The sequence below is a fragment of the Aurantibacter sp. genome, from assembly GCF_039941195.1.
Taxonomy (GTDB): domain Bacteria; phylum Bacteroidota; class Bacteroidia; order Flavobacteriales; family Flavobacteriaceae; genus Aurantibacter_A.
In genome coordinates, this window is the sequence record NZ_JBDVFA010000066.1 from 49111 (window position 1) to 72176 (window position 23066).

Annotated in this window: 23 protein-coding genes; 17 read left to right on the forward strand and 6 right to left on the reverse strand. The window is 32.8% G+C overall.

Features of this window, described 5'->3' with window-relative positions; all coding sequences use genetic code 11:
* Nucleotides 1-2: 2 nt before the first annotated feature.
* A complete protein-coding gene (locus ABJF52_RS11565) occupies nt 3-1580 on the reverse strand; it encodes a ThuA domain-containing protein (RefSeq protein ID WP_348150188.1) in 1578 nt (525 codons plus the stop codon).
* Nucleotides 1581-1690: 110 nt separating this feature from the next.
* Here ABJF52_RS11565 and ABJF52_RS11570 point away from each other — a divergent pair, with 110 nt between their 5' ends.
* Nucleotides 1691-2266 (forward strand): YdeI/OmpD-associated family protein, encoded by a 576-nt coding sequence (locus tag ABJF52_RS11570; protein ID WP_348150190.1) that lies wholly within the window; start codon nt 1691-1693, stop codon nt 2264-2266.
* A gap of 41 nt (nt 2267-2307) precedes the next feature.
* Here the strand turns inward: ABJF52_RS11570 and ABJF52_RS11575 are convergent, their stop codons facing one another.
* Nucleotides 2308-3558 carry an MFS transporter gene (locus tag ABJF52_RS11575; RefSeq protein WP_348150192.1) on the reverse strand — a complete coding sequence of 417 codons (1251 nt, stop codon included), beginning with the start codon at nt 3556-3558 and terminating at the stop codon, nt 2308-2310.
* A gap of 166 nt (nt 3559-3724) precedes the next feature.
* On the opposite strand from ABJF52_RS11575, the gene ABJF52_RS11580 reads away from it, so the two are divergent.
* The 13 genes from ABJF52_RS11580 (at nt 3725) to ABJF52_RS11640 (ending at nt 14706) form a co-directional block, all read left to right on the forward strand.
* Nucleotides 3725-4429 carry a DUF2490 domain-containing protein gene (locus ABJF52_RS11580; protein ID WP_348150194.1) on the forward strand — a complete coding sequence of 235 codons (705 nt, stop codon included), beginning with the start codon at nt 3725-3727 and terminating at the stop codon, nt 4427-4429.
* The gene (locus ABJF52_RS11585) at nt 4410-5624 is read left to right on the forward strand and encodes a bifunctional alpha/beta hydrolase/OsmC family protein (RefSeq protein ID WP_348150196.1); all 1215 of its coding nucleotides are present in this window, start codon (nt 4410-4412) and stop codon (nt 5622-5624) included. Before ABJF52_RS11580 ends, ABJF52_RS11585 begins: the two co-directional genes overlap by 20 nt.
* Complete coding sequence (locus ABJF52_RS11590) at nt 5624-6109, forward strand: YdeI/OmpD-associated family protein (protein WP_348150198.1); 486 nt, start codon at nt 5624-5626, stop codon at nt 6107-6109. Before ABJF52_RS11585 ends, ABJF52_RS11590 begins: the two co-directional genes overlap by 1 nt.
* Nucleotides 6110-6204: 95 nt before the next feature.
* Nucleotides 6205-6846, forward strand: coding sequence for a hypothetical protein (locus ABJF52_RS11595; protein ID WP_348150199.1), 642 nt, complete (start codon nt 6205-6207; stop codon nt 6844-6846).
* A gap of 169 nt (nt 6847-7015) precedes the next feature.
* Nucleotides 7016-7546 (forward strand): sigma-70 family RNA polymerase sigma factor, encoded by a 531-nt coding sequence (locus ABJF52_RS11600; protein ID WP_348150201.1) that lies wholly within the window; start codon nt 7016-7018, stop codon nt 7544-7546.
* A gap of 5 nt (nt 7547-7551) precedes the next feature.
* The gene (locus tag ABJF52_RS11605) at nt 7552-8355 is read left to right on the forward strand and encodes an anti-sigma factor (protein ID WP_348150202.1); all 804 of its coding nucleotides are present in this window, start codon (nt 7552-7554) and stop codon (nt 8353-8355) included.
* Nucleotides 8356-8541: 186 nt separating this feature from the next.
* Nucleotides 8542-9630: a HAMP domain-containing sensor histidine kinase gene (locus ABJF52_RS11610; protein WP_348150204.1), complete on the forward strand. Its 1089-nt coding sequence runs from the start codon at nt 8542-8544 to the stop codon at nt 9628-9630.
* Nucleotides 9631-9632: 2 nt separating this feature from the next.
* Nucleotides 9633-10964, forward strand: a complete 1332-nt coding sequence (locus ABJF52_RS11615; RefSeq protein WP_348150205.1) for a sigma-54 dependent transcriptional regulator — start codon at nt 9633-9635, stop codon at nt 10962-10964.
* A gap of 182 nt (nt 10965-11146) precedes the next feature.
* Nucleotides 11147-11506, forward strand: a complete 360-nt coding sequence (locus ABJF52_RS11620; protein ID WP_348150207.1) for a hypothetical protein — start codon at nt 11147-11149, stop codon at nt 11504-11506.
* Nucleotides 11507-11642: 136 nt separating this feature from the next.
* Nucleotides 11643-12062: a GreA/GreB family elongation factor gene (locus tag ABJF52_RS11625; protein WP_348150210.1), complete on the forward strand. Its 420-nt coding sequence runs from the start codon at nt 11643-11645 to the stop codon at nt 12060-12062.
* Nucleotides 12059-12454, forward strand: a complete 396-nt coding sequence (locus ABJF52_RS11630; protein ID WP_348150213.1) for a hypothetical protein — start codon at nt 12059-12061, stop codon at nt 12452-12454. The genes ABJF52_RS11625 and ABJF52_RS11630 overlap by 4 nt, the downstream gene beginning before the upstream one ends.
* A 59-nt stretch (nt 12455-12513) precedes the next feature.
* Nucleotides 12514-13356, forward strand: a complete 843-nt coding sequence (locus tag ABJF52_RS11635; protein ID WP_348150216.1) for a universal stress protein — start codon at nt 12514-12516, stop codon at nt 13354-13356.
* Nucleotides 13357-13473: 117 nt separating this feature from the next.
* Nucleotides 13474-14706, forward strand: a complete 1233-nt coding sequence (locus tag ABJF52_RS11640; protein ID WP_348150219.1) for a mechanosensitive ion channel domain-containing protein — start codon at nt 13474-13476, stop codon at nt 14704-14706.
* A gap of 31 nt (nt 14707-14737) precedes the next feature.
* Here ABJF52_RS11640 and ABJF52_RS11645 read toward each other — a convergent pair whose 3' ends face one another.
* Nucleotides 14738-15445 (reverse strand): TIGR04283 family arsenosugar biosynthesis glycosyltransferase, encoded by a 708-nt coding sequence (locus ABJF52_RS11645; protein ID WP_348150222.1) that lies wholly within the window; start codon nt 15443-15445, stop codon nt 14738-14740.
* 152 nt (nt 15446-15597) lie between these two features.
* On the opposite strand from ABJF52_RS11645, the gene ABJF52_RS11650 reads away from it, so the two are divergent.
* Together ABJF52_RS11650 and ABJF52_RS11655 are read left to right on the forward strand one after the other, a co-directional pair.
* Nucleotides 15598-16383: a DUF547 domain-containing protein gene (locus tag ABJF52_RS11650; RefSeq protein ID WP_348150224.1), complete on the forward strand. Its 786-nt coding sequence runs from the start codon at nt 15598-15600 to the stop codon at nt 16381-16383.
* A gap of 101 nt (nt 16384-16484) precedes the next feature.
* Nucleotides 16485-18725 (forward strand): MMPL family transporter, encoded by a 2241-nt coding sequence (locus ABJF52_RS11655; protein ID WP_348150227.1) that lies wholly within the window; start codon nt 16485-16487, stop codon nt 18723-18725.
* A gap of 74 nt (nt 18726-18799) precedes the next feature.
* Here ABJF52_RS11655 and ABJF52_RS11660 read toward each other — a convergent pair whose 3' ends face one another.
* The 3 genes from ABJF52_RS11660 to ABJF52_RS11670 all read right to left on the reverse strand — a co-directional run bounded on the left by ABJF52_RS11660 (nt 18800) and on the right by ABJF52_RS11670 (nt 21626).
* The gene (locus ABJF52_RS11660; protein ID WP_348150230.1) at nt 18800-20077 is read right to left on the reverse strand and encodes a hypothetical protein; all 1278 of its coding nucleotides are present in this window, start codon (nt 20075-20077) and stop codon (nt 18800-18802) included.
* Between the two features lie 79 nt (nt 20078-20156).
* Nucleotides 20157-20924, reverse strand: a complete 768-nt coding sequence (locus tag ABJF52_RS11665; RefSeq protein ID WP_348150233.1) for a hypothetical protein — start codon at nt 20922-20924, stop codon at nt 20157-20159.
* Between the two features lie 21 nt (nt 20925-20945).
* Complete coding sequence (locus ABJF52_RS11670; protein ID WP_348150236.1) at nt 20946-21626, reverse strand: DUF4331 family protein; 681 nt, start codon at nt 21624-21626, stop codon at nt 20946-20948.
* Nucleotides 21627-21797: 171 nt separating this feature from the next.
* Here ABJF52_RS11670 and ABJF52_RS11675 point away from each other — a divergent pair, with 171 nt between their 5' ends.
* Nucleotides 21798-22991, forward strand: coding sequence for an LETM1-related biofilm-associated protein (locus ABJF52_RS11675; RefSeq protein WP_348150239.1), 1194 nt, complete (start codon nt 21798-21800; stop codon nt 22989-22991).
* Nucleotides 22992-23066: the final 75 nt, after the last annotated feature.

The window sequence follows — 23066 nt, forward strand, 5'->3', positions numbered from 1 at the left end:
TCCTAACCTCTAGGCCCCCTTGTATCCAACGAATCACCTCGAGCATCAGGACCTACTTCTCCCCAAAATAAGTAATTGTTCTTTGGGTCTACCGAAATACGATATGGGTTTCTATGCCCCATGGTGTAAATTTCTGGTCTTGTTTTTTCGGTACCAACCGGAAATAAATTATCAGTTGGAATATCATAGCTTCCATCCTCGTTCATTTTAATACGAAGAATTTTTCCTCTTAAATCGTTTGTATTCCCAGAAGAACGACGTGCATCGTATTGTTCATGACCTGGATTATCATTTAATGGTGCATATCCATTATTAACATATTTCTCCCCTTTTTCGTTAAAAGGAGTTGCGTTATCACCTGTAGATAAATACAACAAGCCATCACCACCAAAAGCAATTGAACCTCCCGTATGGCAGCAAATTTCTCTATCAGAATAAACATCCAGTATTTTCTGTTCGGAAGCTAAATCAAACTTACCATCAACATATAGAAACCTTGATAATCTATTTACTGATAAGTCACCAGATGGTGCATAATAAATATAAATCCAATGATTCGATTCAAAATTAGGATCCTTTTGCAAGCCCATTAAACCTTCCTCAGCATTTACACCGGGCGTATGCAAGGTTTTATCATAAACAGAAAGCTTAGCTATTTCAGTAATTTCTTGTGTTTCGGCATTGTATCGTAAAATTTCTCCACGTCTTTGACCGATTAGCACATCATTATTTGCTAAAATTGTCATTTCTGTTGGTTCAAAAAACTCGCCTTCGGCTAAAGTTATTTTTGAAAAACGATCAACATCTGGTGGTATTTGAGTTGTAGCTTTACTATAATCTAATTTTGCGTTTTCACCAATTGCATATTGAATTCCACCCAACAAATGCTTTAAAAAGGCTTCTTCTCCATAGGTTTCATCTGTATGACCAGCTCCGGTATAAAAAGCACGTCCTCCATCATATTCATGATACCATGCAAATGGATGGTTTTCGCCATTCTTCCCTCCTTCATAAGTTGATTCATCTACTGTCATTAAAATATTTACATCTGGGTTTATGTTTTTATAATTGTAAATTTCATCTGCACGATGCCAAACATCTTCTGCAAAATGTTTTGTTGCAATAAAATTTTTGTCCTTTATAATAAAATCAGCTTCTGGTGTACCGGCTGGATGACTCAGAAATTGCGCTCCTACCAATTTGGTATACCAACCCCAATCGTACTCCGTATCCGTAGCTGCATGTACTCCAATGTACCCTCCGCCAGATTGAATGTAACGTTCAAAGGCAGCCTCTTGCTTATGGTCAAGTACGTTCATAGTAGTACTCAAAAAGATTATCGCCGAATATTGTTTAAGGTTATCTTCGTTAAAGTGATCTGAATTTTTGGTAGTATCCACTTCAAATCCATTTTCGGCTCCCAATTTTTGAATAGCAGCGATTCCCGTTGGAATAGAGGCATGTTTAAATCCCATTGTTTTAGAAAAAACCAAAACTTTAGGTTTTCCCTCGCGTTTATTACCACAAGAAGTAATTAGGAGACCTAAAACTAATGTGATAGCTAAAAATATTTTTCGCATGTTTTTAAATTAAGTTGTTTTAGTTGAATCTCTAAATGTAATACATCTGCACCCTTTTCACCAAATCAGTACTGTTATATGTAGTATTTTTATGGACAATTTTAATATAAATGAAAGGATCTCAAGAATATTATTTTAAAAATCAATTGGAATTTAGAATGTGGCTTCATGAAAATCACACGCAATCTGAGGGTGTTTTTTTGATTTTTTACAAAGTTGAACACGAAATGGAAAGCATGCGATGGGAAGAGGCAGTACGTGTTGCCCTATGTTATGGGTGGATTGATAGTACTGTAAAAAGCCTTGGTAATGGAAAACGTCGACAATACTTTTGTCAAAGAAAATCCAAAAGCGTTTGGAGCAAAGTCAATAAGGATCATATTAAAGAACTCACTGCTGAAAAGTTAATGCACAAAAGTGGCTTAAATTCAATAAAAATTGCAAAAGAAAATGGTTCTTGGAAAGCTTTAGACGATGTTGAAAAAGGAGTAATTCCTAGTGAATTACAAATTGCTTTCGACGAAAACCCTACTGCTTTTTCTAATTTCAATAACTTTACTCGAAGTCAACGTAAAAGCTATTTGTATTGGTTAAATCAAGCGAAACGTGAAGCTACCAAAGAAAAGCGTATAACTGAAATTATTAAACTTTGTTCAAATAATATAAAATATAGAAATACTTGGTAATTAGTTTAATCATTTGAAAACCGGTGCCTAAATTACAACCATTATCTTTTATTATAAATTCTAAAATATTGTAAGGCAGCAAGTCCACCTATTACTGAAAAGCCCACCAGCATTAAAAAAACATATTGAAAACCTAATTCACCAGGGTACGTATCCAGCAGATAACCATAAACTAAACCTGCAAAAATATCTGGTGTGAATCCAACTACTGAAATTAAACCTACCGCTGTTCCTGTGTAAATTAAAGGTATACGACCTTCTTCCATTACTGCAAAATATAAAGCTCGTGCTGCGTACACACCAGTAGCGATAACTACAACGGAAAGTAAAAATAAAGCAGTATTAGTTGGCTCAATAAGGCCAATAGCAAAGAGTAAACCACCTATTACAGCAATTGCAAAACTACAGACCAAACTAAGGGAAATTTTAAAACGATCAATTACTAACCCTACTACAACACCAACTGCTGGTCGAAGAAATTGAAGAAAAGTTCCTACTTGACCAGATTTCACTTGATCGTAGTGCATAACCTCATTAGCGTATTGCGACAAAATATCGGTGATTTTATAACCAACATAGGCACACAAAATAATAACCATTAATAATTTAACTGCTGGCAATTTAAAGACAATAGCTATTTGTTCAACTGTAATTTTTTCAATCTGGATTTCTTTTTCTTCAACCCCCGACTTCATAAAAAACCATGTAAGACAACCAATAATACTAATTATTATAGCAGAAGAATAAATTACCTTTTTAAAAGCTAATTGTCGACTTTCCAAAGAAGCAACATCAACATTATCCACTATAAAAAACAAAAAAACAAGTACTCCTAACAAGCCAAATAAAGCACCTGTTAAGCCTCTTCCTCCATCTAAAAACCCAAATGCTCTACCCTGAGAGTTGGCACCACCCCATACTCTAGTCGCCTTAATCATTGGTGCCCAAAAGAGAAATATAGTTGTAAAACCCCAGTAGCCATATAAGACTCTAAGCACTAAATAAGAAGGAAATGTTGCAAAAAGCAACCCACCAAAAGCAGTCATCCATAGCGCGATTGCCATTAATTTTCGTGGAGGGTAACGATCGGCTAGTGGTCCACCGAACAAATAAGATACAACTGCAACAATGCCATAAACAAAAAAACAAAACCCAAGTTGAACATTATCCAGTTGAAACACCTCCAAAACAGTAGGTCTAAATATTCTTGGTAGCACAAAGGGAAGGATAAAAACTGCTTCGCCTGCTAGTATTAATAAAGCAAGATAAACCCAACTGACCGTTTGTTTCATAAGTGCTAAAAATACTTAAAATAAACGGGCAAATAATTTATGTGAAAATCAATATTCAGAACTAAATTTTATAGAACTTAAAGTTTTTGATATCTTTAAATCGATTGCTAATAATCAATAATTATCCTTTTTATTTTTAAAAAGGATTTACTTTTTAAAACGTTATATGAAACACTTTTTTTTAATTATTGTATTAATCTTTAGTGCTAAAACTTTTGCTCAAGAAAATGGTGAGAAAAAATTAGGCTCTTGGCATATGTATTTTGGAACTACAAAAATTGCTAATAAATTAAGTATTCATACAGAGGCCCAATTGCGGTACTACGAACAGGGCAAAAATTTTAATCAACTGTTATTACGTACGGGTTTAAATTATCATATTAGTTCAACCGCTATTGTAACAGGTGGATATGGCTATATTCCAACAGATGGCACTTTTGAAGAATTTCCTGATGAAATAAATTCTAAAGAACATCGCATTTTCGAACAGTTAATTTTGAAAAATAAAATATCCAATGTTGCTTTTGAGCATCGGTACCGGTTGGAACAACGTTTTCTAAATTTTGGAGATAGTAATGACACCCAACATAGAGCAAGATATAGACTTCAAGTAACAGTTCCATTGTCTAAAATTGTCTTTTTAAATTTTTATGATGAAATTTTTCTGAATCTTCAAGATGAAGTATTCTCGCAAAATAGATTGTACGGAGCCTTAGGTTTTAAAGTGTTTCAAAACATTTCGCTCCAAGTTGGCTATTTAAAAAACCATTTTAAATCTGCACATTTTGACCGCTTACAGATAGGAGTCTTTATAAATACCGACTTAAGTAAAAGCAACAAAAATAAAGCCAATGAATCTTCAAAAAATTGAATTTGAAAATGCAGAAGGACAATTATTAAAAGGTAGGTTAGAATTACCTCTAAATCAAGAACCGCATAACTTTGTAATTTTTGCACATTGTTTTACATGCAACAAAAACTTTTCAGCGGTTAGAAATATTAGTAGAGCCTTAACTGCTAAAGGATTTGGCGTTTTGCGCTTCGATTTTACAGGTCTTGGAGATAGCGAAGGCGATTTTGAAGACACAAATTTTTCCGGAAATATTGAAGACCTTATTGCAGCATCAAGTTATTTATCTGCAAACTACCAAGCCCCTACTCTTTTAGTCGGACATTCATTAGGTGGTGCAGCGGTAATTTTCGCAGCAGATAGAATTAAATCCATCAAAGCGATTGCTACAGTAGGCGCTCCTTCAAACCCTACTCATGTAAAACACTTATTTAAAAGTGATTTAAATGAGATAAATACTTCGGGTCTTGCAAAAGTTAATTTAAGCGGCAGAGATTTTACCATAAAAAAGCAATTTTTAAATGACTTAGAATCCAATTCTTTACCTGAAGTTGCTAAAAATTTGAGGAAAGCACTTTTAATAATGCACGCTCCACAAGACAATACCGTTGGAATAATTAATGCTGAAGAAATCTATCAGGCAGCCAGACATCCTAAGAGCTTTGTTTCGTTAGATGGTGCCGACCATTTATTAATGAATAAAAAAGATTCAATTTACGCTGGGGAAGTTATTGCAGGTTGGGCTAAAAGATATGTGGTAATTCCAGATAATATTCAGTTACAAACTAAACATCAAGTTGTTGCAAGTCTTGATGAAAATGATGGTTTTACAACTACCATGAAAGTAGGAAATCACAATATGTTGGCTGACGAACCTATATCTTTTGGTGGCAATGATTATGGGCCATCACCATATGAATTTGTTTCAGCAGGTCTTTCTGCATGTACAGCCATGACTGTGCAGATGTACGTAAAAAGAAAAGGATGGGATTTGGAAAATATTGAAGTACATACATCTTATGGTAAAGCACACGCTGAAGATTGTGAGAACTGCGAATCTGACAGCGCAAAAATAGACACTTTTAACAGGGAAATTAAATTGACAGGAAATCTGGATGAAAAACAAAAAGCTAGAATATTACAGATTGCCGATAAATGCCCTATTCACAAAACATTACATAGTAAAACTCAAGTAATCACAAGATTAATAACCTAATGAAGAGTAAGGTTTTTGATATTTCAATTACCGGCAAATATTTTGCGCTACATTTACCAGAAGGAGTGGTACAGCCCTTTCTTGAAAAAAATCTTAAGCGTGTAAAGGTTATAGCCCGTTTTCATAAAAATGAAATTACTTTTTATGGCGCCATTCAAAAAAGAAAAAATAATTTCTACATGATGTTTGGGAAACGCTACCAACAAGAATTACGAGTTTCTGAAAATGACATTTTTCAATTACAATTTTTTGAAGACCAATCAAAATACGGAGTTGAAATGCCCGAAGAAATGGAGGCAGTACTACAAAGCGATTTTAATGCGAGTGAAATTTTTGAATCCTTTACAGCTGGGAAGAAACGTGGACTTATTTATGGAATTTTGAGCTACAAAAATTCACAAACTAAAATTGACAAATCATTAATACTATGCGAGAATCTAAAAAGAGGCATTCGTAAGAATACGGATTTACTAAAATCATTTTAGCTCAGCCTTGAAATGCTTTTTTATAATACTTAACTTTGACGTATATCATTATTAATAAAACGCACTAATAGTACGTGTTAAAACCAATTTAAAGTATGAAAACAATTAAAATGGCTTTGTTAGGCTTAGTTCTAATAGCCTCATACAACTGTAAAGAGATAAAAAAAGAAGCTAAAGAAGATTTAGAAGCTATAGAAGCTGTTGCTAGTGAGCAATTCAGTTTAGTTCAAGATTCAACCAAAGTAAGCTTTACTGCTTATAAGACTTCTGAGAAATTACCAGTTGGCGGAACGTTCACTGAGATTAATTTTACAAACAGCAATTCAGGAGCTACAGCTTTAGAAGCACTTAATGGTACAGAGTTTTCAATACCGGTAAGTAGTTTATTTACAAATGATGCCACAGGAACAAGAGATCCTAAGCTTCTTGAATTCTTTTTTGGAGTTATGGAAAACACTACCCTAATTTCTGGAGTATTTAAAGTTTCGGCTGATGAGAAATCTTCTATTGACGTAACTTTAAATGGTAAAACAGGAAATATTCCTTTAGAAGTAGAAAAAACATCAGATGACCGTTACACGTTTAAAGGTGTAATGGAACTTGAAAAGTGGGATGCACTTGATGCGGTAGCTTCTATTAATAAAGCATGTGAAGCTTTACATACAGGTAAAGATGGTGTTAGCAAAACATGGAGTGATGTAGCTGTACAAGCTGAAGTATTATTGCAAAAAAAGTAATTGCTGTTACTCCTCATTAAAGAATATCCGATTAAAAAGGGCTGCCTAATGGCAGCCTTTTATTTTCCTTCCCATCCATTATTTAGTATTCACGATTTAAGAATAAAGTAGATTTAAAATTGCTTTTTCAACAAGTTTGGCTACATTAGACATCGCTAGAAAAAGATTTATGCAATTAGAACAATTAATTGAACGTTTTCAATCAAAGGACCCTAGGGCTTTTGAAAAATTGCATGGTATGTATTCCGAAAATATTTGCGGAGTCATTAATACAATCGTAAGAAATGATGTAATTGCAGAAGAAATTTGCCAAGATGTTTTCGTAAAAGCATGGAATAATGCTGAAAAATACAACACATCAAAAGGCAGATTTTTTACTTGGATGTTGAACATAGCTAGAAACGCTGCAATCGACGAACTACGCTCAAAGTCCCATAAACAACAAAAAAAGAACCTCCCTGTAGATTACTTCGTAGATATTGCAGATGACAATGAGAAAGATGATTTTACAGTTGACAAAAAACGACTTAAAAGCCTGATTATAAACCTAAAAGAAAAGTGTATAAAAATAATAGACCTTTTATATTTTAAAGGCTACACCCAAAAGGAAGCCTCAGAAGAGCTTGATATTCCTGTTGGGACTGTAAAAACTAGAAATAGAAGTTGCATCTCACAATTGCGTGAGAATATGAGTAATTAAGTAAGATGGATGTAAAACAATACATAGATTCAGGAATTCTCGAGCTGTATGTAGCTGGAAAACTTTCTGATGCTGAAAATCTAGAAGTTTATAAGCTATCTATGGAAAATTCTGAAATTCTTACTGAAATAGTAAGTATTGAAAATGCCATTCTTGAACTCACAAAAACTGCTTCTCCAAAAACCTCCTATAGTTTTGATACTATAAACACCAAAATTTCAATTTCAGAAGAAACAAAAGTTATTGATATTACCAAAAAGGATTCTAATTGGCCACAATACATGGGTTGGGCCGCAACAGTTTTATTTGCAGTTGGACTCTTTTGGATGTATAATCAAAATGAAAATTTAAAATCTGAATTAGAACTTGTAAATCAAGAAAACGACAAATTAGAACAACAAATTTCAGAATCAAATGCTTCATTAGAAAAATCGAATGAATTATTAACTACGCTTCGCGATAAGAATATATCTGTAGTTCCCCTTGGTGGACAAGAAGTCTCCCCTACTTCTTATGCTAAAGCCTATTGGAATAAAGACCAGCAAAAATTATTTATCGATGCACAAGGTTTACCAGAACCACCGGATGGTTTTGTATATCAAGTATGGTCTTTAAAACTTGATCCTTTGACACCTACTAGTGTTGGACTATTAGAAGATTTCTTAGACGATGAGAATAAAGTATTTACGTTAAACAATCCAAATTCTAATGGTACCGAGGCATTCGGAATTACATTAGAACCTTCAGGGGGAAGCGATGCTCCGAACTTAGAACAATTATATGCTTTAGGCGTAGTATCACAATCTTAATAACTTTTCGGCCACCCTCAACTATAGTTTTCATAAACTTAAATAGAGGCTTCTTTTATAGTAAAGTCATTTCTAAAACTATATGTTTTTAAAACACAATTGGTTATCTCTTATACTTTTAACACAAATTGGGTTTTTGTCTTATTAAATATTATTGATATTTGATAAAATAGAGAACTAAATGTAATGACAACAACTGAGGCAAAACTTAAAGAGCGTATTAAAGAATTGACTTGTTTGTATGATGTAACTTCCATTATAGTAAACTCAGACTACGATCAATTAAGCACATCATTAGAAGCCATTGTATATTGTTTAAAAAATGCATGGCAGTTCGAAAATGAAACTGAGGTAATACTTTGTACTAGCAGTCAAAATGTTCAAACAAAGGACTTCGATAATTCAATGGTTTTTCTAGAATCAGGTATTAAAGTATTCAACAAAGTGGACGGTTATATTAAAGTGGCCTATCCTTCAGATAAATACACCTTATTAGATTTTCTACCAGAAGAACAAACTTTGTTAGATAATGTGAGCTTAGCCGTTGGTAATCTTCTTGAAAGAAAACAGATACGTGATAGCGAAATTGCTGTAAAGCGACAAATGGAGCGCACAGATAGACTGTATATTCTTGGTGAAATTACTGCGGGTATTGCTCACGAACTAAATACTCCACTTGCTAACATTCTTGGTTTTACAGAATTATTAAAAGATAGAATTACAGATAAGCAGGCTATTCGCGATTTAGAAAAAATAATTGACAACACAATTTTTAGTCGTGAGATCGTAAAAAAATTAATGTTCTTTGCCTGTGAAATGCCGCAAGAAATGAAAATGTTACAATTGAATCCAATTGTAGAAAACGTTCTAAAGCTTTTGCAACCTTCTTTTCAAGAAAAACGAATAAAAATCACTAAATCATTCAATAAAGAAAATATTGAATTAAGATCCGATACCGTTCAGCTTACTCAGGTATTGTTTAATTTGATTATGAATGCAGTTTTCTATTCCCCCTATAACGGTAAAATAGAGCTTGAAGTAATTGAAAAACCTAAGAATATACAAATTAATATTACAGATCAAGGTATTGGAATTCCCAAAAAAAATGAAGACAAAGTTTTTGAACCATTTTTTACAACCAAGCCGATTGGAGAAGGTTCTGGCTTAGGTTTAAGTGTTGTACATGGTATTATAAATAGTCATAAAGGCACTATTGTTCACAAGTCGAATATTCCAAAAGGAACCATTTTCACTGTAGATTTTCCTAAATTGTAGCTATGGCATTACACAAAGAAAATATACTATTAGTAGATGATGACATCAATATTCTAGAGCTGCTACAACGGCATTTACAAGCTATGGAATACCATACTTTTAAAGCTGTATCAGTTAAGGAAGCCGTCGCTATTTTAAAAGATACAACTATTGATTTATTGATAACCGATATCCAAATGCCGGAAGTAGACGGACTTCAATTATTAAAATATACGGAAGAACATTACCCCGACATGCATAAATTGGTTGTAACCGGGTATCCTTCTGTAGACGGCGCTTTAAAAGTAATTAAATCCGGCGCCACAGATTATTTAACCAAACCTTTTACAAAAGAAGAATTAAGACTTTCTGTGCAAAAAGCACTTTCACATAACAGTGATAGAAAAATAATTAAACCAAAGTCAGAACGCACCAATAACATGGGCATGGGGTATGCTGATATGGTTGGTGAATCAGAAGGCTTTCATAACGTAGTAAACATTGTAGAACGTGTAAAAAACAATAAGGCCACGGTTTTAATAAAAGGAGAAAGTGGCACTGGAAAAGAATTGGTAGCGAGAGCTATTCATTATTCCGGCAAATATTCCCGTGCCCCATTTATTGCTGTAAATTGTGGTGCCATTCCCGAAAATTTACAAGAAGCTGAGCTTTTTGGTTATTTAAAAGGAGCATTTACAGGAGCTGATGAAAATAGAAATGGATTCTTTCAGGCTGCCGAAGGAGGTACACTATTTTTAGATGAAATTGGAAATGCTTCATTAGCCGTACAAACAAAAATGCTAAGGGCCTTACAAGAAAAAGAGATAAGTAAGGTAGGTTCGCGCAAAGTGGAAAAAGTTGATATTAGAATAATAGCAGCGACCAATTCCAATTTACAGGAAGAAATAAAGAATAAAAAATTTAGAGAAGACCTTTATTATCGCTTAACGGTTGTAGAAATAGAAGTACCTCCATTACGTGAACGAAAAAAAGATATACCACTCTTAGTTGAAAAATTCTTACGTAAATATGGTATTGAATACAAAGACCGGCTATTGGGAATATCTTCAGACGCACTTGAGATTTTAAACAATTATAACTGGCCAGGAAACATAAGAGAGTTGGAAAACATAATACAGCGTGCGGTAATTATGAGTGATGGGACTATCCAAGTTACCAATCTACCAGAACATCTTAAATTTCAAATAGACTTTCCAAAAACTGGATTTCTATCGCTTAAAGAAATGGAAAAAGAATATGCCCAAAAAGTACTACTTCACACAAAAGGGAACAAAACAAAAGCTGCAGAAATTCTTCAAATAGACCGAAAGACTTTACGGGAAAAACTGAAGTAGACTATCGGAGAACAAATACCCATGTGAGTAAATATTCCCCATTTATAAAAATTATTCGCAAATTTAATTATTATATAATTAATTGATAGTTAAATAGTTACGCAAAAAAACCATCAGCTTTAATTTAAAGGGCACACCATTTGCATTTTCAGAGTCAATTAAAAACCTCTAAAAATAATACTATGGTAAAATATGTAATTGCTTTTTTATTTTCAGTTAGCACGTTAAGTGCACAAAACTCAACTAATCAAGATTCCAATGTTCAAGTCGGCGATGTTTTTACAATTGGTTCTGCTGAAAGTAACTCCTATAAACATATCAACTTTCCTCGCGCTAATTTTATAATCAAACGTGGGGGAATTCTCAACTATAAAAAAATACCTGGAAGTTTGGTGGAAATAACTTCTGTTAAAGAAAAAGCTGATGGCACAACAGCTGTAAAGTTAAAACGGAAAAATGGCACTCGATTTTTTGGTAGCCATAAAGTAGTAGAAGCAGATATCTATGCAGCCGTAAATTCGGGGGAATTGCAAGCTAAATAGATACTTGTTTTTCTTGAGACTTCCACTTAACACATTATCAATATTAGTTCGTTCAAATACGCGGTTATGGTTAGGTGGATTTTCTCTTTCATCAAAATTATTGTTTGAAAATAAATGGATATAAAAGCATAGCAAAATGAAATACGGAAATATTGTTTTGGAAAAAAAAGAATATGTACTTCTTAAGCGTTTAATGAATCTTTCTGGGTATTACAAAGATGCAACACTTCGTACTTCAGTTGAAAAATTAGTTGGCGAAATGGAACTCGCTTTAATCCAAAACGAAGAAGATATGCCAATAGATATTATTCGCTTTAATTCAACGGTAACAATTGCTTCTGAGGATGGATGGAATAGAACATTTAAATTGGTAATGCCTACCGATAGTGATGTGCGTAATAATAAAATTTCAATTCTAACGCCAATGGGTGCTGCAGTAATTGGTTATAGTGAGGGTGATACCTTAGTATGGGAGTTTCCATCTGGAAAGAAAAAAATAACGATTGAGAAAGTTGTCCAAGAAAATGAACACATCAATATAAATATGATATTATGAAGGCAACACAATCATTTTATCCCTACGAAATTGACCGTAAGGTAATCATGAAAAAAGACAAAGCAGAGCTAAATAATTGGACGAATGATTTAGAATATATAAACGAAGAATTAGAATACTTATTAATGATTCAAGAACAGTTTTTAAACAATTCTAATTTATATCAACAATTACATTCAATAAGACGAGAGAATACATTGAAGCTCGGATCATTATATAGATACGAAGGTGGAATACGAAATGTCATGAATGACAACGCTGCCTATTGCGATTCATTCTATTTCAATAACCACGAAAAGAATCGAAATATGTATTTAGAGCATTTAACAAAATATAGAACTATTAAATCTAAAGTACTTTCTAAAATAGCAGTAGATGCAAAAGATAATTAATTAATGACATAAAGCTAAATACAAAATGTTTCCCGTTTTATGTCTCTAAAACAATCATCATGGGAAAAAAGATATTACTACCAACAGATTTTTCATTAAGCTCTTGGCATGCTATTCAATATGCAATTAAACTTTTTGAAAAATACGAATGTGATTTTTACATTTTAAACACTTATGTAAAAGATGCACAAGGTCTTGACAATATTACATTATTAGACCCTGATGAGGCTTTCAACAAAATGTCTGAAAAAAAATCGAAAGAGGGTCTTGGCGATATACTAACACAATTATTGTTAATTAAGACTCCACTTAACCACCGCTTTCATGTTCTATCACGATCTACTGTATTAGTAAACGCCATAAAAGATGTTGCGGAAAGCCTTAAGATAGATATGATAATTATGGGTGCAAAAGGCATGTCTAATAAAAAAGGAAGATATGGCAAAAACACATTGGCAGTAATTGAAAACAATAGAACATGCCCCATAATAATTGTTCCAAAAAATGTTAGTCTGGGCAATTTAAAAGAAATAGTGTTTACCACAAATTTTAATGTAAATTTAAATGAGAATAAAGTAAAGTCTTTAGCCGAAATTGCTAAAATCTATAATGCAAAGGTTCAAATATTAAGCCTAGTAAAAGACAAAAATCACACCAAAAACCAACAAAAGAACAAGTTGTTTCTACAAGAACAACTGAAAGGAATTGACCATGAGTTCAATGTGCTTCAGAACGTAAAATTAGCTACAGCATTAAGCTGCTTTGTTACTATAAAGCATAGTAATATGATTAGTTATATTAATAAAAAACCTTCAATTTGGAAAATTTTAGGTTTTGGCAAACCTAATCTTGAACATTTGGGCTTCTTTAAAGATGTACCGGTTTTAGCGTTACATGAATAACAAATTCCAGAGTATTAATTTTGAAAACTTTATGACATTTAACTAGCGCTAATAATTCTTAAATACTTTTTCAAGACGTAATTTTGTATTTCAAATAATTCGAAAATGAATACAGGGATGTCTCGAATAATTTATCAATACCTTCTAAAAATAGGTTTAAGGGAGAACCTAGCTATCTATTTAAATTTGCTAATAATTTTGATAGGTGCCATGATTATTGCTTGGTTCTTAGATATAATTATATGGAAAATCCTGCGTCACTTATCCTTAAGATTTGCAAGACAGTCTAAAACGAACTTCGATAATTTTTTAGTAGCTAATAGAGTGCCCCGCTATTTAGCGCATACAATTCCATTATATATTCTATTCGAATGTATTCCTATTGCTTTTATAGATTTTGAATACGGTGGTAATATCGCTTTAAAAATACTTCGAATAACAGGCGTAGTATTAGTGCTTTATGTGGTTAAAAGCATATTTAGGAGTATTAATGATTATTTAAAAACAAAACCAAGGTTTCGCGATAAACCGATGGATAGCTATATTCAGGTGTTTATGATTTTCGCATGGTTTATTGGCATCCTAACCATTTTCGCGATAATTACCGACGTTTATATTTGGAAATTTTTTACCGCTCTAGGAGCTGGATCAGCTGTTATATTATTAATTTTTAAAGATTCTATTTTAGGTTTAGTCGCTAGTATTCAAGTTAGTATAAATGACATGGTGCGCATTGGCGATTGGATTACTTTTGACAAATATGGTGCTGATGGTGAGGTAAGCGAAATTACGCTTGCAACTGTGAAAGTTCAAAATTTTGACAAAACTATTACCACAATTCCAACCTATGCATTAATATCAGATTCTTTTAAGAATTGGCGAGGAATGCAGGATTCAGAAGGAAGACGAATAAAACGTGCTTTAATTATAAGCCAAAAAAGTATTCGATTTTTAACAGATGAAGATATAGAATCCTTAAAAAAAATAGAGCTCGTTAAACCCTATTTAGAAACAAGGTCGGAACAAATAAATAATTATAATACTTCTCATGATGTAAATAAAGAATTAGCTTTAAATGGTAGAAATCTCACAAATATTGGGGTATTCAGAAAATACGCTAATGATTATTTGCAAAACCATTCTGCTGTAAATAAAAATATGACCTTAATGGTTCGCCAATTAGAACCATCAGCACAAGGTATTCCATTAGAAATTTATGCCTTCAGTAGCGATAAGCGCTGGGAAAATTATGAATACGTAATGGCAGATATATTTGATCATTTGTTAGCTGCACTACCCTATTTTTATTTAGAGATTTATGAATTCCCTAATGCAATCAAATTAAATTAATTTTACGGTCGCAATAATAGCAATTAATATTTTAGGCTTTTTGGTAAGAGGAGCGAATTAACTTATTATGAATCGATTTCAATTTCTTTGCAGGGTATCCTAATTTAAATAAAATAACCAAAACTAGATTGGATAAATTAACACGTAAATAAGAATTACACTCGTACTTTCTAGAGGAAACGATTAAGTCGTTTTGGATTATGGTGTATTGTATCTGGTTTTCTTTCATTCGTTCAAAAAATTCAAAATCTTCCATAAGACATTGGTTTTCATCAAAACCATTTAAACGGTCGAATGTAGATTTTTTTATAAATAAGCATTGATCTCCGCCACCAGTAAAAAAACCCGATTTTCCGGTAAAGAATGCATTAATTCGTAATAAAAAACTATCATTATCAAAGCGGTACGAGAAAAAACCTGCTTCATAAACTTCTTTCAATGCCGTTCTAATATTACTAAGAAAATATTTTGGTGGTAATACATCGGCATGAAGAAAAACTAAAACATCCCCTTTCACTATTTTAGCAGCACTATTCATTTGAACAGCCCTACCTTTTTTTAAGCATTTTAAAAATTGTACTTTTTCTTGATTTAAAACTACTTTGGTTTCATCAGAATTCTCAGAGGATAATGCTACAATAATTTCGGCCTCCTCGTTATTACAAAGATTAACCAGAAGTGGTAGAAGACGCTTTAAGTTCTTTATTTCGTTATGGGCTGGAATTATAATTGATATCATCTAATCCGTTCTTATACGTAAGCTAATTTTGAGCATCAAAACTAATTTCGATGTATCTACGTAGAATTTCAAGAAAGGTTTTAAATGAAAAACGACAAACCTTTCGCTACTTTCTGCGTAAGTAACAATAATACGATTCTAATTTTACAAACATGAAATCATTTTTATTGAATATATTTCTATTTGTACTGGCCTTTAGCACAAATATGGATGCTTTATACAGTCAAGATTCGAAGATAGCAAACACCAATTTAAATGAGCTTTCCGAATTATTTCTAAAAAGCATTAAAGACGGCAAACCAACAGATGAAATACAGTCAAAATTATCCGCGCTAACCTTAAATGATTTAGAAAAAGATTTAACGACAGACACTAAAAAATTAGCTTTCTGGATTAATATTTACAACGCATACATACAAGTAATACTTAGTGAACATCCTGAAAAATATGAAGATCGAAGGACCTTCTTTAAGGCAGAACAAATTCCAATAGCTGGAAGATTTATTTCGTTTGCCAAAATAGAACATGGTATTATTAGAAAATCGCAATGGGAATTGGGGTTAGGAAAAATAAGAAAATGGTTTCCGAATAAATTCGAACGTAAATTAAGAGTAGAGAAACGGAATTATAGAATACATTTTGCATTAAATTGTGGAGCAAAAGACTGTCCTCCAGTTGCCATTTATGATGCAAACCGATTAAACGAACAATTGAATATAGGCACAGAAAAGTACTTAGAAACAACTTCAGAATTTAATAAAGAAAACAATGAAGTCTCTATAACTTCCTTGTTTAGTTGGTTTCGCGGTGATTTTGGTTCGAAAAATGATATCAAAAATATTCTTAAAACACACGGTGTTATTCCTACTACAAGTGTGGATATTAGTTATAAAAATTATGATTGGACATTAGATCTTCACAACTGGATAAAACTATAAAATAAATAAGTTGTTTAGATAATTGAATATTTAGTTTTTGTTAGTTAGTCCAGTGTTATCTTTGTCACAAATAATTACCTTTTACAAAGTAACCCCAGTGTATGCAAAAAGTATTAGCATTAAAAAAGTACATACTTGGCTTCTTTTTGGTACTGACAATTATCGCAGGTTTTCTTTTACCTAATTTAAAATTCTCATTTGATTTTAGCCAATTTTTCCCAGAAGGAGATGAAGACCTGGTTTTTTATCAAGAATTTATTAAAGAGTTTGGCGTAGATGACAGCTTTCTTTTAGTTGCAGTAGCTAATGAAAACACCATTTTTGAACAAGATTTCCTCAACCGCTTCAGCGATCTAACTCAAGCTTCAAAAAACATTCCATATGTTATTGACAATCAATCTTTAACAAGTATATTCTATCCATTAAAAACAACTTTTGGCTACACCAAACTACCAATTATTAGAACAACAGATTCTACAAAATACGCTACCGATTGGAAAAAAATACAACAAGATGGATTATTCGTAAATACGCTTATTGATAAAAATGCGAACTCATTAGTGCTTTCTCTGGAAACCGAGGATAAAATTGATTATGCGCAAAGCATAGAATTATTATCAGCACTACGACTCCTTTTAAAAGAACATGGGTTTGAAAATTATCATATGCTCGGCCGTGCCTATTTTTATGAAGCCTTAATTGATATGCAAAAAGAAGAATTAATAAAAACTTCAATTGCAGCTTCACTATTAGTAATACTTATACTTTTTTTAGTTTATCGACGCTTTGTAGTTGTTGCGATAACCATGTCTTCTATACTTCTAGCACTATTATTATTTTTAGGCCTATTATCACTTTTAGGAAAAGAGCTCACTACCCTAGCATCGTTTTACCCTATTTTAATTTTAATTGTTGGCACCTCGGACGTAATTCATATTTTAGATGACTATCTCAGCAAATTACGAGAAGGTCTGGAACGGCAAGAGGCAATGCTACGCACATTAAAAGAAGTTGGTATTTCCACTTTACTCACTTCTGTTACTACTGCAATTGGTTTCGCATCATTATTAACATCTAAATCTAGTGTTGTAAGTGGATTTGGCATTAATTCTGCCATAGGCGTGTTAGTTGCTTTTATTACAATTATATGTTTTACCTGCACGCTTTTACTTTTAGTCAAAAAAGAAAAAGTATTACCAAAAAATGGTGTTTCCCCAAAATGGATTAAAGGATTAAGTGAAGTAAATAGTTTTACAAAACGGTATCCCAAGAGGATTTTAACATTAAGCATTGCTTTTACAATTATCTGCATTGTGGGCACCACAAAAGTCAACACCAACTACCAAATAAAAGAAAGTTTACCGAAAGGTAGTCCTATTGCCAAAGATTTCGACTTTTTTCAAAACAACTATGGTGGTTTTAGACCATTAGAAGTTGTAATAACAACCAAAGGTGATAATAAAATAACTGACTTTGCAGTAACTAAAGAAATTGAAAAAGTCGAAAAATATTTAAAATCATTAGCACCTATACGCAATGTACAATCGGTAAATGCATTTTATAAAGGAATACACAAAGCAAATAATTTAAACAAATCAGAATTTTTTGTGCTTCCTGAAAATGAAGAAACTTTTGAGAAATATAAAAAGGAAGTCAAAAAATTAGTTCGAAAACCTTTTGCAAAATTTGTAAATAAAGATGAAACAAAATCTAGAATCTCCGCTAAAGTTTTGGATGTAGGTCTTGATACTTTAAATACTGTTTACACAAAATTTTACAATTTCACAGAAAAGCATATTGACACCACAATGGCGAGTTTTAAATTAACCGGCACGGGAATTTTACTAGACAAAAATGCCTACTATGTAAAAGACAGTCTATTGCAAGGTTTACTATTGGGTTTACTATTGGTGGCATTAATTATGGCATTATTATTTAAAAATCTCAAATTATTACTCATTTCATTATTACCTAATATGTTACCGTTGCTATTTGCTGCAGCACTCTTAGGATTTTTGGAAATACCATTAGAAGCGACTATCTCGGTAGTTTTTGCAATAGTTTTTGGAATAGCTGTAGACGATACTATACACTTTCTAGGACGTTATAAAGTTTGTATATCCAAAGGACTAACAAAAGAAGAGGCTTTGCAAGTCACATTTACAGAAACAGGAAGAGCCTTAGTTATAACCACTTTAATTCTCTTTTTTGGTTTTTTAGTATTATTACTTTCTGTGCACACCCCTAGTTTTACAATAGGTTTATTAATTAGTGTAACCCTATTAACTGCATTGATACTAGACTTACTATTGTTACCCGTACTAATGCGAAAATTATTATAAAATAAATGTCGCACCAAGTTGATGCGACATTTCCCAAAAAATCAATCTAACCTAAAAAACTAGTGTGAAATTTATTATAGACTTACAATCTTACTTTCCATTATAGGCCCCAATTCATAAAATGCGCCTGATAATTCTTCTTTTAATTCATTCACCTTTTCCGTATAACCCACTGCCCTATAAACTTCTGCTGCTCTAAATAGAATGGCCGGCTCAAAAGTTTTATCAATAATATGTTCGTCAATAATGCTTAAAGCAATTTCATTCTCACCCATTTTTAAGTACGTATTAGCCAACAAACTATATGCCTCTGGCGTTGGCCTATTTAGAACTTCTTGTTTGGCCAAAAAAAGTGCTTTGTTATATTGCTCCGTAACATCTAAGTAAAGTGGAATGGTATAAGCAGTGTACATATGACTTAAAGAAGGCGTTTTTATTTCCTTAAAATAGTTCTCCATATATTCTATGCTTTCCATGTCTCTTCCCATGTATTCCGCTATTTCCGATTGTAATAATAAATAATCTGGAGACTTATTATTTTTTGTGACGGCATCAAGAATTCGCAATGCCTCTTGAGGTTCTTTTTCATGAGAAAAAACAATCCAAGCTATTCCCTTTTTCGCGTAAGCATTAGTCGGATCTAGTTGTAATGTTTTTATATAATGATTGTATGAATCTTTAATTCTACCTGCATGACCGTAATAATCGGCAATATTCGTGTACGACCATATTCTTAATCCCTTGTTTTTTGAATCTTCAGCTTTGGCCATTGCTTTTTCCATAAACCGAATTGTAGTATCCAAATCGCCTTTATAATCATTCCATTTTGCAACACGAATTAAATAACCGAAACTTGAAAGGTTTTCAGTACTATCTAAATGCTTTTTAGCAACCTCATAATTACCCAGTTCCATATGAATATCAAATAATAATGCCTGCGATTCTTCTACCCCACTACCAATATAACGAGCAGAATCTGCCAATACCAGCGCCTCTCTAAATCTATGTTGCGAAATATAATTTCTAGCTAAAGCCCGTAAATACCCTGCTTTGCCAATATTTGCGACATCAACCGCTTTTCTAAGTGATTTCTCCGCTTTCTTTAAAAATTTGATATCACCTGTATTTTTAAAGTATCTGCTGTATTCGCCAGCGACAACTCCAAAACTTAAAAGTTGCGAACTATCCGACTTAATTTTTTTATTCCAAATTTCGAAGTATTTCGATGAAGTATCCACATTACTCACGGTAAGAAATTCATCATAGTCCGATGTATTGGTAACTTTTTTTGCTGTTTCCGTGTTACAGGAAATAAATAATAGGAAAGAAATTGATAATAATATATACTTCATGTTTTGATTTTTAGGTAGAGTTGAAAAATTTAAAATAAGGGAGGGTATTTTACAACCCTCCCGCTCCTTTTTCATAGACTTACTCAGGAGCTCCCAAATAAGGGAAACTTGTAGAAATATCAGCTGAAAGACTAACGCCATCAGAAGTTAAACGTGGAAGGTTACCACCGTTACCATCATCTTGACCGCTAAAACGTTCTCCATCCATTCCTCCAAAAAGAAGAATTAAAGAAACATCGATAACATCATCTTGTGGAGTTCGACCGGTTAAGGCTACCTCATCTCCATCTGGCACCAAAACACTACCATCATTATTATTATCAGTTCCTGGATTGAAATAAGTAGTCGGTAAATCTGGTGCAACTTCTAGAACATCTGCTGCCAAATAACCGGTAAGCGTAGCTGCATCTAGACCTAATATATTATTTTCATAATCTACATCCTCTGGCTGAAATCCTAGTAAACCAGCATAAACATCGTGATATTGTTCCAATCTCGCTTCAAAGCCAGCTTGAAAAGTGGCTGCCATTTCTGATGGTATAGAAACATTGTGTGCATCTTTCACACTCGGCTCCCCATCCATATCATAACTCAATACGGTATTAATCCCTGGTCTGCCCATAAAATCAACTTGAGAATATGTTCCAGAAAAATCAGGATCCATTGACCCCATTTCTTCACAAGGTGTACAAGTACCACCACAATCAATTGCAGTTTCTGTTCCATTTAATATACCATCGTCACAAGTAGCTTGTGCCATTGGCTCCATTCCGTTATCATCATCTGAACAAGCTGTAAAAGCAAACATTGCTACTGCTGATAACATTAAATATTTATAAATTTTCATCTTTAATTTTTTACGTAGTTATTATTGTTTTCTATTTGTAGTTACCCAAGTCTTATAAACGGTTAAGCCTAAAGCGTTCTGACCCGTTGTAGTTCCTAACATAGTATTTGGAATTTCAACAACTAAAGACATTGTATTCGTGCCATCAAATGGATCACTAGCTTCTTCAGGAGGTAAAAAACCTTCAGGAGCTTCGCCACCAATTACTTTATTAAACTGAAAAAAATCAAAGAAAAAAGCATCTTGTCTAGGACCTGCAAATAAGGAAACACCATCACTAGTAGTCTCAACTATAGCAGTATTTGCTGAAATTTCAACTGCACCTAAAGGATAATCAGTTAAAACAGTACCATCAAGACCCGTTGTCGCGGGTGCATATGGACCAAAGAAATACATAGTACCATTTCGAGGAATAGCTTGAATTACCAAATCTTCAACCAAATCATTATCAGTATCAATATTAATTTCAGTTAATACATCTTCGTCAAATGTTCCATAGGCAAGGTCTGGTAAAATATTAGATTGTAAGTCAACAGCAAATACCGTATTATTAGAACCTTCTGTTGGTTCAAATGCATAAAAATCTGCAATATCTGCTGTAGTTCCTGTTGTTGATGGAGCGTCTATATGATCTGCAGCGACCAAAATAACACCCAAAACTGTCAGTATCGACAGTCCCATTAAAAGCTTACTTTTTTTCATAATAATAATTTTTAGATTAAATATTCACCTTTACCTACGCAGTAAATATTGCAGGGTTCATTTTTTCGTGAACAAAATGGAATTAATTTGAAAAAGCTGGCATTTCTATGACCACAAATGCTATTAAACTGCTTCAAATTACTTTATCTTGCGGTCTTTAATTACTTTAGCATGAACCCTTCGGCGTCTGGTTGGATAGACAAATACGGTCATCTTGTAAAGGATAACCTCGAAATCTATATTGATTTTCGCGATTTATATGTCGCTTTAAAAAAGACTGGGTTTGTTTATGGAATCAACGTAAAAACACCCAGTTTTATAGTACCTGAGCACACGTTATCTGAAGATGAAATTGCTAAAATTAATCTACTTACCTCTTTATTTTTCACCTATAAAATTGAAACACAAAACTCAGATTTTGATGCTTTCTTAAATAGTGTATTAAGATTCTATGATAAACTAGAAGTAGGCGGACTTACATTTTTGAGCAAGCTATTTGTCGGTAATAAAACATCAACTAAGCTTGAAAAACTTATTGATTCTAGAGTATATTTAGAAGACAATATGTTGAGCAAGACCTTTAATAGTATTATCACCAATTCATTATTATTTATTGATGTATTAACCTATAATTATCATTTAACTCATGATAATGGCACTAAAGAACATGCGCAATTATTGGAATTTTTAACGATTAACACCACCTATTACGCATTAAATTCTAAAGAAATAAATAAAAGTGATGAGCGTTTGGCACATCTGTTTGAGGCATCACTAACATTTGTAGATTTTGAAAAACAAACTTTTGATGGCACCTATCGGGAAAAATTAGTAGCCAATAATTCAGAATGGGAGAATCGATATTTCTTAGATATTGCATGTTTAACGGTGTGGGAAGATCAGACATTTGAATACCAAGAATCTGAATTTATTCATGGTATTGGAAGAGATTTAAAAATCGCCAAAGAATCAATAAAAAGAGCATTGGTAGAAATCACAGATTTCTTTGCTGAAAATGCAGATATAGTTCCCTTCTTAAAGGACAATAATTTAGCTGTTCAATTTTATGATAGCATGGCTAAAGTTGTAGACAAACTTATTTCAAGAAATAGTAAACGCCTAAAAAAAGAACTTTTAGAAAGTAAAGAGCTCGTGGCACTTTTAACTAAGTCTACAATTAAGGATTTAGATGAAGACGAGAAAAAAAAGGTGCAAAATCAGTTGATAGATATATTTAAAAGTATACCTTCGTTGGCTATATTTCTTTTACCAGGAGGTGCTGTTTTATTACCAATTTTTATTAAATTGATTCCTAAACTACTTCCTTCGGCTTTTGACGATAACAGAGTGGATAAAACCAAGTAAATAGCTGATCTTGAGCACTATAAATAAAATCTATAGCTACATTCAACCTTTTGCAATCCAATACATTAAATAAGA